The 13681-nt window shown below is 66.9% G+C and carries 12 protein-coding genes; 9 read left to right on the forward strand and 3 right to left on the reverse strand.

The window, feature by feature from the left end; all coding sequences use genetic code 11:
• Window positions 1-94 precede the first annotated feature (94 nt).
• Complete coding sequence (locus tag P3W75_RS22865; protein WP_276229596.1) at window positions 95-1135, forward strand: alpha/beta hydrolase family protein; 1041 nt, start codon at window positions 95-97, stop codon at window positions 1133-1135.
• Window positions 1136-1142: 7 nt separating this feature from the next.
• Here P3W75_RS22865 and P3W75_RS22870 read toward each other — a convergent pair whose 3' ends face one another.
• Genes P3W75_RS22870 through P3W75_RS22880 form a run of 3 tightly spaced genes read right to left on the reverse strand, consistent with a single transcriptional unit; the run spans window position 1143 to window position 3589 of the window.
• Window positions 1143-1901 (reverse strand): DnaJ domain-containing protein, encoded by a 759-nt coding sequence (locus tag P3W75_RS22870; RefSeq protein WP_276229597.1) that lies wholly within the window; start codon window positions 1899-1901, stop codon window positions 1143-1145.
• Window positions 1902-2576, reverse strand: coding sequence for an N-acetylmuramate alpha-1-phosphate uridylyltransferase MurU (gene murU / locus P3W75_RS22875; RefSeq protein ID WP_276229598.1), 675 nt, complete (start codon window positions 2574-2576; stop codon window positions 1902-1904). It lies immediately after the preceding gene.
• Window positions 2573-3589: an aminoglycoside phosphotransferase family protein gene (locus P3W75_RS22880; protein WP_276229599.1), complete on the reverse strand. Its 1017-nt coding sequence runs from the start codon at window positions 3587-3589 to the stop codon at window positions 2573-2575. Before P3W75_RS22880 ends, murU begins: the two co-directional genes overlap by 4 nt.
• 127 nt (window positions 3590-3716) lie before the next feature.
• Between P3W75_RS22880 and P3W75_RS22885 the strand changes: the two genes are divergently transcribed.
• The 8 genes from P3W75_RS22885 (at window position 3717) to P3W75_RS22920 (ending at window position 13648) form a co-directional block, all read left to right on the forward strand.
• A complete protein-coding gene (locus P3W75_RS22885; protein WP_276229600.1) occupies window positions 3717-6524 on the forward strand; it encodes an LPS-assembly protein LptD in 2808 nt (935 codons plus the stop codon).
• The gene (locus P3W75_RS22890) at window positions 6505-7797 is read left to right on the forward strand and encodes a peptidylprolyl isomerase (RefSeq protein ID WP_276229601.1); all 1293 of its coding nucleotides are present in this window, start codon (window positions 6505-6507) and stop codon (window positions 7795-7797) included. The genes P3W75_RS22885 and P3W75_RS22890 overlap by 20 nt, the downstream gene beginning before the upstream one ends.
• Window positions 7798-7927: 130 nt before the next feature.
• Window positions 7928-8929 (forward strand): 4-hydroxythreonine-4-phosphate dehydrogenase PdxA, encoded by a 1002-nt coding sequence (pdxA, locus tag P3W75_RS22895; RefSeq protein WP_276229602.1) that lies wholly within the window; start codon window positions 7928-7930, stop codon window positions 8927-8929.
• Between the two features lie 100 nt (window positions 8930-9029).
• On the forward strand, window positions 9030-9836 hold the full coding sequence (gene rsmA, locus P3W75_RS22900) for a 16S rRNA (adenine(1518)-N(6)/adenine(1519)-N(6))-dimethyltransferase RsmA (protein WP_276229603.1): 807 nt from the start codon (window positions 9030-9032) through the stop codon (window positions 9834-9836).
• A gap of 30 nt (window positions 9837-9866) precedes the next feature.
• Window positions 9867-10247 carry a Co2+/Mg2+ efflux protein ApaG gene (apaG, locus tag P3W75_RS22905; RefSeq protein WP_276229604.1) on the forward strand — a complete coding sequence of 127 codons (381 nt, stop codon included), beginning with the start codon at window positions 9867-9869 and terminating at the stop codon, window positions 10245-10247.
• Window positions 10247-11071 carry a symmetrical bis(5'-nucleosyl)-tetraphosphatase gene (locus tag P3W75_RS22910; RefSeq protein WP_276229605.1) on the forward strand — a complete coding sequence of 275 codons (825 nt, stop codon included), beginning with the start codon at window positions 10247-10249 and terminating at the stop codon, window positions 11069-11071. Before apaG ends, P3W75_RS22910 begins: the two co-directional genes overlap by 1 nt.
• Window positions 11072-11117: 46 nt before the next feature.
• Window positions 11118-11447 (forward strand): thiosulfate sulfurtransferase GlpE, encoded by a 330-nt coding sequence (gene glpE, locus P3W75_RS22915; protein WP_276229606.1) that lies wholly within the window; start codon window positions 11118-11120, stop codon window positions 11445-11447.
• A gap of 278 nt (window positions 11448-11725) precedes the next feature.
• Window positions 11726-13648: a PrkA family serine protein kinase gene (locus P3W75_RS22920; RefSeq protein WP_276229607.1), complete on the forward strand. Its 1923-nt coding sequence runs from the start codon at window positions 11726-11728 to the stop codon at window positions 13646-13648.
• Window positions 13649-13681: the final 33 nt, after the last annotated feature.

The following is a 13681-nucleotide window of genomic DNA, read 5'->3' on the forward strand; positions in this document are numbered from 1 at the left end:
GAACTCGGTAAGCCCGGCGCCTGACAAACCAGGAACAAGGCAGTAGTCTGGCCGTTTTGCCAGGCCCTGTCCGAACCCGCCAGGAACCCGTCCCATGCCCCGTCCAGCCCAGCCGACCCGACTCGCCCTCTGCCTGGCCCTGAGCCTGGCGCCCCTGGCGCCACTGCTCGCCGAAGAGACACCGGCCAGCCCGCCCGGCCCGGCGGTGGCCCCCGCCACACCGGCGCGCCCGGACCTTGAGGAGCGCAGCCAGGACGAGAGCAAGTCATTGCAGCAACGCCTGCCGGAAAAGCAGCAGCAGACCCTGCAGGCCGGCGACGAAAGCTTCCTCGCCCTGTGGCTGCCGGCGAACGCGCCGCAGGCAGAGGGCGTGGTGATCATCGTTCCCGGCGACGGCGAGAACCCCGACTGGCCGGTGGCGGTCGGCCCGCTGCGGCGCAAGCTGCCCGACGCCGGCTGGCAGACCCTGGCCTTGAGCCTGCCGGACCCGCAGGACAGCCAGCCGCTGCCACGCAAGGAAAGCCCGGACAAGGCCGCCGCCGACAGCGACGCCGGCGCCAGCAGCAAGGACGTGAAGGGCCAGGCCGGCGCCGCCACGCCCACGCCGGAAAGCACCGCCGAAGCCGGCAGCGCCGAACCGGCCCAGGCCAGCGGCGAGGCGCCGCCAGCGCCGGACCCGGCCATCGAAAGACGCAAGGCCTACGCCGACCGGGTGATGGCGCGCATCCAGGCCGGTCTCGACTTCGCCCTGCAGGACAAGCCGAAGAGCGTCATCCTCGTCGGCCACGGTACCGGCGCCTACTGGGCCGCGCGCTACCTGGCCGAGCGCGAGCCGGGCGATATCCACAACCTGCTGCTGGTCGGCGCGGAGCTGCCGCGGGACTTCCGTCCGGCCCTGGAAGACATGGTGCCGCGCCTGCCGCTGGCGGTGGGCGACTTTTATTACCGCGACCGCCGCGATGACCGCGACGCCGCCAAGGCACGCCTGCAGGCCAGCAAGCGCGAGACCGGCAAGACCTACGTGCAGATCGCCATGAACGCCCTGCCGGCGGACCGCGCCACCGAGCAGGACCAGCTGTACCGGCGGATACGCGGCTGGCTGTCGCTGCACCTGAAAGCGGCGCAGGCGGAATGAGGCACCGCTAGCGGAAGCCGCGCCGTTCGCGGACCAGCGCGTAGGCCTGCTGGATCTCGCGGGTCTTCTCGGTGGCCGCGGCGATGCACGCCTCGCTGGCACCGGCCAGCTTGTCCGGATGGTGCTGGCTGATCAGCCGGCGGTAGGCGCGCTTGACCTCCTCCACCGGGCTGGCGTCCTCGACGCCGAGCAGGCGCAGGGCCTGGCGATAGCTCTCGGAGCGGTTCGGCGGCGCGCGCAGGGCCTCGGCCCCGGCCGCCAGGGACAGCACGGTGGCACGCGGCAGGCCGAAGTTCTCCCCCCAGCGCAGGATCAACGCCTTCTCCGCCGGGCTCGGCGCGCCGGCGGCCCAGCCCATGCGCCAGCAGGCCTGGAGCAAGCCATCCACGGCCGGACGCTGCCCGCGGTACTGGCTGACGCCCTCCTCCAGGCGCGGCCCGCCCTGCTTGCCCCGGCTGAAGGCATCGATGGCGCGCAGCCGTCCCTGCTCGTCCAGGCCAAGGCGCTGCATCTCGGCGCGGGCCTGCTGGATATGCGCGTCCTGCACGCGACCACGACTCTTGGCGATCCGCCCGAGCAGGAGGAACAGCAACTCCTCTTCCGGCACGCCCGCGTCGCCGCGCAGCGACTCGAACAGGTCACGCCAGGTGCGCCGCCGCAGGCGCCGGTCGAGGATCTGGCCGAGCACACCACCGAGCAGGGCGCCGGGAATGCTCGCCAGCGCCCAGCCGGCGACGATGCCGATGAGGGTGCCGGGCCAGAACATTCAGCCGGCCGCCAGCAGGCGTTCGACTTCCGCCAGGCGTTCGTGGGTGCCGACGTCCACCCAGCGTCCGCGGTGCAACTCGCCACTGACGCGGCCGGCGACCATGGCCTGGCGCAGCAACGGCGCCAGCTTGAAGGCGCCGTCCCGGCAGCCGTCGAACAACGCCGGATGCAGCACGGCGATGCCGCTGTAGGTGTAGCTGGGTTCGCCTTCGCGGTAATCGCTGACGCGCCCGCCCTGCAGGCGGAAGTCGCCACGGACGTTGTGCCCGGGGTTCTCCACCAGCACCAGGTGCGCCAGGTCGCCCTCGGCGAGCGCACCTGGCAGGCGCGCATAGTCGAAGTCGGTCCAGATATCGCCGTTGGCCACCGCGAAGGCTTCCTCACCGAGCAACGGCAAGGCGCGGAAGATCCCGCCACCGGTTTCCAGCGGCTCGCCCTCCGGCGAATGGCGGACGCTCACGTCGAATCGCGCGCCATCGCCGAGGTAGTCCTCGATCTGCTGGCCGAGCCAGGCGTGGTTCACCACGAACTCGTGGAAACCCGCACTGCGCAGGGCCAGCAGCTGGTAGTCGAGCAGCGGCCGGCCGCCGGCCTGCACCAGCGGCTTGGGCGTGTGCAGGGTCAGCGGACGCAGGCGCTCGCCCTTGCCGGCGGCGAGGATCATCGCCTTCATGGCGTCACCGGTTGCGGCAGCTCGGCGAGCAGCGCCTTCAGGTCGGCCAGTTCCGGACGCCGCGCGATCACCGCCTCCAGGTAGCGGAAGAAGCGCGGCACGTCGCCGAGGTAGCGCGGCTTGCCGTCGCGGTGGCAGATGCGGGCGAAGATGCCGATAACCTTGAGGTGGCGCTGGGCGCCCATCAGGTCGCTGGCGCAGAAGAAGTCGTCGAAGGTCGGCGGCAGCGCGATGCCGGCAGCCTGGGCCTTGCGCCAGTAGCGGCTGAGCCCGTCGTGCACGCGCGGCTCCGGCCAGCTGAGGAAGGCGTCCTTATAAAGGCAGGTAACGTCATAGGTCACCGGGCCGTACACCGCGTCCTGGAAATCGAGGATGCCGGGGTTCGGCTCGCTGAGCATCAGGTTGCGCGGCATGTAGTCGCGATGCACCAGCACCCGCGGCTGCTCCAGGGCGCTGGCCACCAGCAGGTCGCAGGTGCGCTGCCAGCGCGCCAGTTGCTCGCCGGCGAGCTCGACGCCCAGGTGGCGCGCCAGGTACCACTCGGGGAACAAGTTCAGCTCGCGACGCAGCAGGGCCTCGTCGTAGGCTGGCAGGCGATCGGCGACCGGCACCTGCTGGAAGGCCACCAGGGCGTCCAGCGCGTCCTCGAACAGCTCCTCGGCGTTCTGCGGGGTGAGCACGTCCAGGTAGGTCTGGCGACCCAGGTCGTCGAGCAGCAGGAAGCCCTGTTCGAGGTCCTGGGCAAGGATGCGCGGCACGTGCACACCGGCCTCGGCGAGCAGGCCGGCGACCTTGACGAAGGGCCGGCAGTCCTCCTGGGGCGGCGGCGCATCCATCACGATCAGCGTGCGCTCGCCACCGCTCCAGCGGAAATAACGGCGGAAACTGGCGTCGCTGCTGGCCGCGGTCAGCTCGGCGGGCGGCACCGCGCCCCAGCCTTCGGCGTTGAACACTGCGGGCAAACAAGAATCCAACCAGCGATTCAGAAGCTGGTAACGGGCATCCTCAGACATCTTTCGGGGTTCTCCACGGCCCTAGCCGTTGCGCGGGTCATGCTTTATTATCCAGCATCTTTTTGAGCCCATCGAGTGGCTATGGCCGAATCTGGCCGATGGCTCGCAGGAAGCCCGGATTAACAAGATGGCAGTGATTCTCCCCGTGTTCCGTAGAAAGTTCCCCTTACTGGTGACCGGTGGCCTGCTGGCTATGCAGCCGCTCGCTTCCTCGACCGCCTCTGCGGCCGAACAGTTCAACTGCGCGCCCTCGGGCGGCAGCTGGGACTGTTCCACGGCGCAGCCGGCCAGCGCCCTGCCGCCGCGACCGCAGCACACCGAAAGCTCGGTGAGCACCCGCGCCGCCGGTGCCGAAGGCGCTGCCGAAAGCACCGTGCAAGAAGCCGAGGAGCCCAAGCAGCAGCTGGTCACCGAAGCCGGCGGCCGTGGCCTGCAGGCCCGCAGCGCCGACTACAGCCATCTGGACTGGGTGCCGCGCGAGAAGCTCACCGCGGCCCAGGCGGCGGAAGTCGGCCCGTACTGCAGCGGCGCTTACGTCGAGCCGCCGCGTCCGGGCATGAACGACAAGACCCCGCGTGACGAGGCCCCGACCTACGTCTCGGCCAAGGTGTCGCGTTACGAGCAGGAATCGCAGGTCGCGACCCTGGCCGGCAACGTGGTCCTGCGCCAGGGCAGCATGCAGGTCGAGGCCGACGAGGCCAACCTGCACCAGTCGGAGAACCGCGGCGAGCTGGTCGGCAACGTGCGCCTGCGCGACAACGGCGCGCTGATCGTCGGCGACCACGCCGACCTGCAACTGGACAACGGCGAGGCGAAGATCGACAACGCCGAGTACGTGATGCACCAGGCCCAGGTCCGCGGCAGCGCGCTCTACGCCAAGCGCCAGGAAGACTCGATCATCCAGCTCAAGGACGGCACCTACACCCGTTGCGAGCCGGGCAGCAACTCCTGGTACGTCAAGGGCAACAACATCAAGCTGAACCCGCTCACCGGCTTCGGCACCGCGACCAACGCGACCCTGCGGGTGAAGGACATTCCGGTGTTCTACACCCCGTACATCTACTTCCCGATCGACGATCGTCGCCAGTCCGGCTTCCTGCCGCCGAGCTTCGGCAGCAGCACCGACACCGGCATGTTCGTGGTCACCCCGTACTACTTCAACCTGGCGCCGAACTACGACGCCACGTTGTTCCCGCGCTACATGGCCAAGCGCGGCCTGCTGATGGAAGGCGAGTTCCGCTACCTGACCCACAGCAGCGAAGGCACCGTCACCGCCGCCTACCTGAACGACAGCGACGACAGCCGTGACAACCAGCCGCACTACACCGACCAGCGCTGGATGTACGGCTGGAAGAACACCAGCGGCCTGGATTCGCGCTGGCTGGCCCAGGTGGACTACACCAAGATCAGCGACCCCTACTACTACCAGGACCTCGACACATCCCTGGGCCTGGGCTCGCCGACCTACCTGAACCAGCAGGGCGTGCTGACCTATCGCGGTGACGACTTCACCGCGCGCCTCAATGCCCAGGCGTACCAGTTGGCCACCGTCACCGACGTCACCCCGTACGACCGCCTGCCGCAGCTGACCCTCGACGGCCGCCTGCCCTTCAATCCGGGCGGGGCGAACTTCACCTACGGTAGCGAGTTCGTACGCTTCGACCGCAGCCTGGACAACGACGTCTATTTCGACAGCGATGGCAACAAGCTTGGCCAGCGTCCGGACGTCAACGTATCCGGCCTGGCTCGCGCCACTGGCGACCGCCTGCACTTCGAGCCCGGCGTCAGCCTGCCGATGGCCAGCAGCTGGGGCTTCCTGACCCCATCGTTGAAGGCCATGTACACCAAGTACGACCTCGATTTGGATGGTCAGGGCAAGCGCCAGCTCGAAGGCCTCGATCCCGCGCACCCGAACTACGCCGGCATCAGCTACGACAGCAGCCCGGATCGTTCGCTGCCGTTGGCCAAGCTCGACGGCGGCCTGTACTTCGACCGCGACACCACCTTCGGTGGCACCAAGTTCCGCCAGACCCTGGAACCGCGGGCCATGTACCTGTACGCGCCGTATCGCAACCAGGACGATCTGCCGGTCTTCGACACCGGCGAATTCACCTTCAGCTATGACTCGTTGTGGCGCGAAAACCGCTTCACCAGCAAGGACCGCATTGGCGACGCCAACCAGCTGTCCCTGGGCGCCACTTCGCGCTTCATCGAGGACAACGGTTTCGAGCGTGCGACCATCAGCGCCGGCCAGATCTACTATTTCTCCGATCGCCGCGTGCAACTGCCAGGCCTGACCGAGAAGTACATCCGCAACTACAACCTGGCCAACCCGAACGCGACCATCGACAACCCCGGCGCCGATACCTGGCGTTCGCCGTACGCACTGCAGGGCAGCTATCGCTTCAACCACGACTGGCGCCTGAACTCCGACTTCAACTGGGACCCGAGCACTCACCACACCGACAACGGCAGCGTGATGTTCCACTACCAGCCGGAAGCCGAGCCGCAGAAGGTGTTCAACGCCGGCTACCGCTACCGCAACAACAGCAAGGTGTTCGACCCGAACGTGGGTTACTTCACCTACAACAACGACGAGTACAAGATCGAGCAGCACGACTTCTCGGTGATCTGGCCGGTCCTTCCGCAGTGGAGCGCCATCGCTCGCTGGCAGTACGACTACAACCAGAATCGCACCCTGGAAGCCCTCGGCGGCTTCGAGTACGACAGCTGCTGCTGGAAACTGCGCCTCGTCAACCGCTACTGGGTGAAGTACGACGACAACGAATTCATCACCGCCGACTCGAAAGCCGACCGCGGCATCTTCCTGCAAATCATCCTGAAAGGCCTTGGCGGCGTTGTAGGCAACCAAGTCGAAGGCTTCCTCGACCAAGGCATTCAAGGTTATCGTCAACGTGAAGACAACTCTATGTAACGCCCTGCGCCCGCTGATGCTGGGCGCACTGCTGGCCTGTTCCGCAGCCCACGCCGACGTCACTCCGCTGGACCGCGTGGTGGCCATCGTCGACAACGACGTGGTCATGCAGAGCCAGCTCGACCAACGTCTGCGCGAGGTGCGCCAGACCATCGAGAAACGCGGCGCGCCGCTACCACCCGAGCACGTGCTGACCCAGCAGGTCCTGGAGCGCCTCATCATCGAGGACATCCAGCTGCAGATCGGCGAACGCTCCGGCATCCGCATCACCGACGAAGAACTGAACCAGGCCATGGGCACCATCGCCCAGCGCAACAACCTGTCCCTGGATCAGTTCCGCGCCGCCCTGACCCGCGACGGCCTGTCCTATGACGACGCCCGCGAGCAGGTACGCCGCGAGATGATCATCAGCCGCGTGCGCCAGCGCCGCGTCGCCGAGCGTGTCCAGGTCTCCGACCAGGAAGTGCAGAACTTCCTCGCCTCGGACCTGGGCAAGATCCAGCTCTCCGAAGAGTTCCGCCTGGCCAACATCCTCATCCCGGTACCGGACGGCGCCTCGCCGGAGACCCTGCAGGCCGCCGGCAAGCAGGCCCAGGACGTCTACCAGCAGCTCAAGCAGGGCGCCGACTTCAACCAGCTGGCGATCTCCCGCTCGGCCGGCGACAACGCCCTGGAAGGCGGCGAGATCGGCTGGCGCAAGGCCGCCCAGCTGCCTTCGCCGTTCGACAGCATGATCGGCAGCCTGAGCGTGGGCGACGTCACCGAGCCGGTGCGGACCCCGGGCGGCTTCATCATCCTCAAGCTGGAAGAGAAGCGCGGCGGCAGCAAGATGGTGCGTGACGAAGTGCATGTCCGTCACATCCTGCTCAAGCCCAGCGAAATCCGCAGCGACGAGGAAACCCAGAAGCTGGCGCAGAAGCTCTACGAGCGCATCCAGAACGGCGAAGACTTCGCCAAGCTGGCCAAGCAGTTCTCCGAAGACCCGGGCTCCGCGCTGCACGGCGGCGACCTCAACTGGATCGACCCTGAGTCGCTGGTGCCGGAGTTCCGCGAAGTGATGGCCAACGCGCCGCAGAACCAGGTGAGCAAGCCGTTCCGCTCGCCGTTCGGCTGGCACATCCTGGAAGTCCTCGGCCGCCGCGCCACCGACAGCAGCGACAAGTTCCGCGAGCAGCAGGCCGCCCAGGTCCTGCGCAACCGCAAGTACGACGAGGAACTGCAGGCCTGGTTGCGGCAGATCCGCGACGAAGCCTACGTCGAGGTCAAGCTGTAAGGCTTGCCCCGCGACCTAGAGACCCGGCCCAGGCCGGGTTTCTTTTTGCCCGCGCGACGCATCGGCGTACAGTGGGCCCATCGAACAACCACGACCGCCGCATGCGGTCGACGCCGTAGAGTAGCCCGCCATGCAAGCCCGCAAACCCTTCGCCCTCACCCCCGGCGAGCCCGCCGGCATCGGCCCGGACCTGTGCCTGCTGCTGTCCCGCGAAGCCCAGCCGCAGCCACTGGTAGCCATCGCCAACCGCCAGATGCTGGCCGAACGCGCGGCCCTGCTCGGCCTCGACATCCAGTTGCTGGACGTCGCCCCCGGCCAGTGGCCGGAGCACGCGGCGCCAGCCGGCTCGCTGTACGTCTGGGACACCCCGCTCGGCGCCCCGGTCAAGGCCGGCCAGCTCGACCCGGCCAACGCCGGCTATGTGCTGGAAACCCTGACCCGCGCCGGCCAGGGCTGCCTGGACGGCACCTTCGCCGGGATGATCACCGCGCCGGTGCACAAGGGCGTGATCAACGAAGGCGGCGTCGCCTTCTCCGGGCACACCGAATTCCTCGCCGAACTGACCAACACCCAACAAGTGGTGATGATGCTCGCCACCCGCGGCCTGCGCGTCGCCCTGGTGACCACCCACCTGCCGCTGCGCGACGTGGCCGACGCCATCACCGTCGAGCGCCTGGAGCGGGTCACGCGCATCCTGCATGCAGACCTGCGCAACAAGTTCGGCCTGGCCGCGCCGCGCATCCTGGTCTGCGGCCTCAACCCCCACGCCGGCGAGGGCGGCCACCTCGGCCACGAGGAAATCGACGTCATCGAGCCGACCCTGGAACGCCTGCGCGGCGAGGGCATGCAACTGATCGGCCCGCTGCCGGCCGACACCCTGTTCACCCCCAAGCACCTCGAACACTGCGACGCGGTGCTGGCCATGTACCACGACCAGGGCCTGCCGGTGCTGAAATACAAAGGTTTCGGCGCCGCGGTGAACGTCACCCTGGGCCTGCCGATCATCCGCACCTCGGTGGACCATGGCACGGCACTGGACCTGGCTGGCAGCGGCCGTATCGACGGCGGCAGCCTGCTGGTGGCCCTGGAAACCGCCTATCAGATGGCTGACGCCAGCCGCGCGGGCAACTAGCGGCGGCAAGCGGCGCGCGGTGCTAGCTGGTAAACTTGCCGCTTTTGCACCGCTTTGGCTCTTGCGCGTCGCTTGCAGCTTGAAGCCTGGAGCCGCCTTTATGTCCGAGCTTTTCCAACATCGCGCGCGCAAGCGCTTCGGCCAGAACTTCCTGCATGACGCCGGGGTGATCCACCGCATCCTGCGCGCCATCGCCCCCAAGGAAGGCCAGCACCTGCTGGAGATCGGCCCGGGCCAGGGCGCCCTTACCGAGGGCCTGGTGGACAGCGGCGCACAGCTCGACGTGATCGAGCTCGACCTCGACCTCATCCCGCAGCTGAAATACCGTTTCGGCCTCAAGCCGAACTTCAGCCTGCACCAGGGCGATGCGCTGAAGTTCGACTTCGCCACCCTGCCCAAGGCCGACGAAAAGCTCCGCGTAGTCGGCAACCTGCCCTACAACATCTCCACGCCGCTGATCTTCCACCTGCTCGAACATGCCGGGATCATCCAGGACATGCACTTCATGCTGCAGAAGGAAGTGGTCGAGCGCCTGGCCGCCGAGCCCGGCGGCGGCGACTGGGGCCGGCTGTCGATCATGGTCCAGTACTTCTGCCGGGTGGACTACCTGTTCACCGTCGGCCCTGGCGCCTTCAACCCGCCGCCCAAGGTCGACTCGGCCATCGTCCGCCTGACCCCCTACGCCGAGCTGCCGCACCCGGCCAAGGACCATCGCGTGCTCGAACGCATCGTCCGCGAAGCCTTCAACCAGCGCCGCAAGACCCTGCGCAACACCCTGCGCGGCCTGATGTCCATCGAAGACATCGAAGCCGCCGGGGTCGACCCGAGCCTGCGCCCGGAGCAGCTGGACGTGGCCGACTTCGTGCGCCTGGCCAACCGCCTGGCCGAGTCGCCCAGCGCGCCCTGACCCCATCGACGAGAGACGCCCGAGCCGAGCATGAGCGACCCCCGATACCAGATCACCGTCAGCGTCACCACCCGCCACCTGCCCGAGCAATCGCAGCCGGAGCAGCAGCGCTACGTGTTCGCCTACACGGTGACCATTCACAACAACGGCGAACAGGCGGCCAAGCTGCTCAGCCGGCACTGGATCATCACCGACGGCGACGGCCACGTGCAGGAAGTGCGCGGCGCCGGGGTGGTCGGCGAGAAGCCGCTGATAGAACCGGGCGCCAGCCACACCTACACCAGCGGTACCGTGCTGGCCACCAAGGTTGGCAGCATGTCCGGCAGTTACCAGATGCTCGCCGACGATGGCCACCATTTCGACGCCGAAATCCCCGTCTTCCGCCTGGCCGTACCGGGGGCGCTGCACTGATGGCCACCTACGCCGTCGGCGACCTGCAAGGCTGCCTTGAGCCGCTGAAGCAGCTGCTGCAACGGGTCGCCTTCGACCCCGCCCGCGACAAGCTGTGGCTGGTCGGCGACCTGGTCAACCGCGGTCCGCAATCGCTGGAGACGCTGCGCTTCCTCTACGCCATGCGCGATTCGGTGGTCAGCGTGCTGGGCAACCACGACCTGCACCTGCTGGCCGTCGCCTACAACGCCGAGCGCCTGAAGAAGGCCGACACCCTGCGCGAGATCATCGAAGCGCCGGAGCGCAACGACCTGATCGACTGGCTGCGGCGCATGCCGCTTATCCACCACGACGCCGAGCGCGACATCACCCTGGTGCACGCCGGCATCCCGCCGCAGTGGAGCATCGAGAAGTCCCTGCTGCGCGCCGCCGAGGTGGAGGAAGCCCTGCGCGACGACCTGCGCCTGCCGCTGTTCCTCGAAGGCATGTACGGCAACGAGCCGGCCAAGTGGGACAAGAAGCTGCACGGCATCGAGCGCCTGCGGGTGATCACCAACTACTTCACCCGCATGCGCTTCTGCACCCCGGATGGCAAGCTCGACCTGAAGAGCAAGGAGGGCCTGGACACCGCCCCGCCCGGCTACGCCCCCTGGTTCAGCTACCCCGAGCGCAAGGCCGCCGGGCGCAAGATCATCTTCGGCCACTGGGCGGCCCTGGAAGGCCAGTGCGACGTGCCCGGCCTCTATGCCCTGGACACCGGCTGCGTGTGGGGCGGCAGCATGACCCTGCTGAACGTCGACAGCGGCGAACGCCTTCACTGCGGCTGCGCCGGCGCGCCAGCCTGATTTCCCGAGCCGGTTTCCTGGCCGATACCCCGAGAGAGCATCGAACATGAGCGAATTCAAGCGCATCGCCCCGGAACAGGCCCAGCAGCTGCGCGAGGCCGGCGCCCAGGTGGTGGATATCCGCGACCCGCAGAGCTTCGCCATGGGCCACGTCAGCGGCTCCCGCCACATCGACAACTACAGCGTCGCCGACTTCATCCGCGAAGCCGACCTCGACGCCCCGCTGCTGGTTTTCTGCTACCACGGCAACTCCAGCCAGAGCGCCGCGGCCTATTTCGTCCAGCAGGGTTTCACCGACGTGTACAGCGTCGATGGCGGCTTCGAACTGTGGCGCAGCGTCTATCCCGCGGATACCAGCAGCGGCCAGGCGGATTGAAGGCCGCGCCCGCGCGGCGCAAATAATTCTGTAACTTCTCGCCCGATTCCCCTTTACAGGCCGGATAACGAACTATCCTTTTCCTCAGGCCATCCAAAACAGGGGAGAGCCGGCCCACCGGCTTCCGGGATATCGGCAGTGACCATTTGGGGCGGTTCAGGGCGCGAGCCAGGTACCGTTGGAGTTTTGGGGGAATCTCGCCGGCCACGCTGGCGGCCCGTCCGCACCCGCACACCTCCGATCCCGCGCCGGCTCCATGCATCGAGCGAGGAGACGTCATGAGCATTTTCAGTCACTTCCAGGAACGCTTCGAAGCGACCCGCCAGGAGGAATACTCCCTGCAGGAGTACCTGGACATCTGCAAGCAGGACAAGATCGCGTACGCCACGGCCGCAGAGCGCATCCTCATGGCCATCGGCGACCCGGAACTGGTGGACACCTCCACCGACCCGCGTCTGTCCCGCATCTTTTCCAACAAGGTGATTCGCCGCTACCCGGCGTTCGCCGACTTCCACGGCATGGAAGAGTGCATCGACCAGATCGTTTCCTTCTTCCGCCACGCAGCCCAAGGCCTGGAGGAGAAGAAACAGATCCTCTACCTGCTGGGCCCGGTGGGCGGCGGCAAGTCGTCGCTGGCCGAGAAGCTCAAGCAACTCATGGAGAAAGTGCCCTTCTACGCCATCAAGGGCTCGCCGGTGTTCGAATCGCCTCTGGGGCTGTTCAACCCGGACGAGGACGGCGCCATCCTCGAAGAGGACTTCGGCATCCCGCGGCGCTACCTGCGCTCGATCATGTCGCCCTGGGCCACCAAGCGGCTCAACGAGTTCGGCGGCGACATCAGCCAGTTCCGCGTGGTCAAGCTGTACCCCTCGATCCTCAACCAGATCGCCATCGCCAAGACCGAGCCGGGTGACGAGAACAACCAGGACATCTCCGCCCTGGTCGGCAAGGTCGACATCCGCAAGCTCGAGGAATACCCGCAGAACGACGCCGACGCCTACAGCTACTCGGGCGCGCTGTGCCGGGCCAACCAGGGCCTGATGGAATTCGTCGAGATGTTCAAGGCGCCGATCAAGGTGCTGCACCCGCTGCTGACCGCCACCCAGGAGGGCAACTACAACAGCACCGAAGGCCTGGGCGCACTGCCCTACAGCGGCATCATCCTGGCCCACTCCAACGAATCGGAGTGGCACAGCTTCCGCAACAACAAGAACAACGAGGCCTTCATCGATCGTATCTACATCGTCAAGGTCCCGTACTGCCTGCGCGTCACCGACGAGATCAAGATCTACGACAAGCTCCTGGTCAACAGCTCGCTGGCCCACGCGCACTGCGCCCCGGACACCCTGAAGATGCTCTCGCAGTTCTCCGTGCTGTCGCGCCTGAAGGAGCCGGAGAACTCCAACATCTACTCGAAGATGCGCGTCTACGACGGCGAGAACCTCAAGGACACCGATCCCAAGGCCAAGTCGATCCAGGAGTACCGCGACACCGCCGGCGTCGACGAAGGCATGGCCGGGCTTTCCACCCGCTTCGCCTTCAAGATCCTCTCCAAGGTGTTCAACTTCGACCCGCACGAAGTGGCGGCCAACCCGGTGCACCTGCTCTACGTGCTGGAGCAGCAGATCGAGCAGGAACAGTTCCCGCCGGAAACCCGCGAGCGCTACCTGCGCTTCATCAAGGAGTACCTGGCGCCGCGCTATGTCGAGTTCATCGGCAAGGAAATCCAGACCGCGTACCTGGAGTCCTACAGCGAGTACGGCCAGAACATCTTCGACCGCTACGTGCTGTACGCCGACTTCTGGATCCAGGACCAGGAATACCGCGACCCGGAAACCGGCGAAATCCTCAACCGCGTGGCCCTCAACGAAGAACTGGAGAAGATCGAGAAACCCGCCGGCATCAGCAACCCGAAGGATTTCCGCAACGAAATCGTCAACTTCGTGCTACGCGCCCGCGCCGGCAACAACGGCAAGAACCCCAGCTGGCTGTCGTACGAGAAGCTGCGCGTGGTGATCGAGAAGAAAATGTTCTCCAACACCGAGGACCTGCTGCCGGTCATCAGCTTCAACGCCAAGGCCAGCAAGGAGGACCAGCAGAAGCACAACGACTTCGTCCGGCGCATGGTCGAGCGCGGCTATACCGAGAAGCAGGTGCGCCTGCTGTCGGAATGGTATCTGCGGGTTCGCAAGTCGCAGTAGTCTGCCATCGGCGCGGCGGTTTCCGCCGCGCCG

Source organism: Pseudomonas citronellolis, assembly GCF_029335315.1.
GTDB classification, from domain to species: domain Bacteria; phylum Pseudomonadota; class Gammaproteobacteria; order Pseudomonadales; family Pseudomonadaceae; genus Pseudomonas; species Pseudomonas citronellolis_A.

What these genes read in the sequence shown, in the direction of transcription:
- P3W75_RS22920 (WP_276229607.1), top strand. Translation starts at nt 11,726, where the DNA reads ATGAGCATTTTCAGTCACTTCCAGGAACGCTTCGAAGCGACCCGCCAG.
- murU (WP_276229598.1), bottom strand. Translation starts at nt 2,576, where the DNA reads ATGAAGGCGATGATCCTCGCCGCCGGCAAGGGCGAGCGCCTGCGTCCG.
- P3W75_RS22880 (WP_276229599.1), bottom strand. Translation starts at nt 3,589, where the DNA reads ATGTCTGAGGATGCCCGTTACCAGCTTCTGAATCGCTGGTTGGATTCT.
- glpE (WP_276229606.1), top strand. Translation starts at nt 11,118, where the DNA reads ATGAGCGAATTCAAGCGCATCGCCCCGGAACAGGCCCAGCAGCTGCGC.
- P3W75_RS22870 (WP_276229597.1), bottom strand. Translation starts at nt 1,901, where the DNA reads ATGTTCTGGCCCGGCACCCTCATCGGCATCGTCGCCGGCTGGGCGCTG.
- P3W75_RS22885 (WP_276229600.1), top strand. Translation starts at nt 3,717, where the DNA reads ATGGCAGTGATTCTCCCCGTGTTCCGTAGAAAGTTCCCCTTACTGGTG.
- apaG (WP_276229604.1), top strand. Translation starts at nt 9,867, where the DNA reads ATGAGCGACCCCCGATACCAGATCACCGTCAGCGTCACCACCCGCCAC.
- P3W75_RS22910 (WP_276229605.1), top strand. Translation starts at nt 10,247, where the DNA reads ATGGCCACCTACGCCGTCGGCGACCTGCAAGGCTGCCTTGAGCCGCTG.
- P3W75_RS22865 (WP_276229596.1), top strand. Translation starts at nt 95, where the DNA reads ATGCCCCGTCCAGCCCAGCCGACCCGACTCGCCCTCTGCCTGGCCCTG.
- pdxA (WP_276229602.1), top strand. Translation starts at nt 7,928, where the DNA reads ATGCAAGCCCGCAAACCCTTCGCCCTCACCCCCGGCGAGCCCGCCGGC.
- rsmA (WP_276229603.1), top strand. Translation starts at nt 9,030, where the DNA reads ATGTCCGAGCTTTTCCAACATCGCGCGCGCAAGCGCTTCGGCCAGAAC.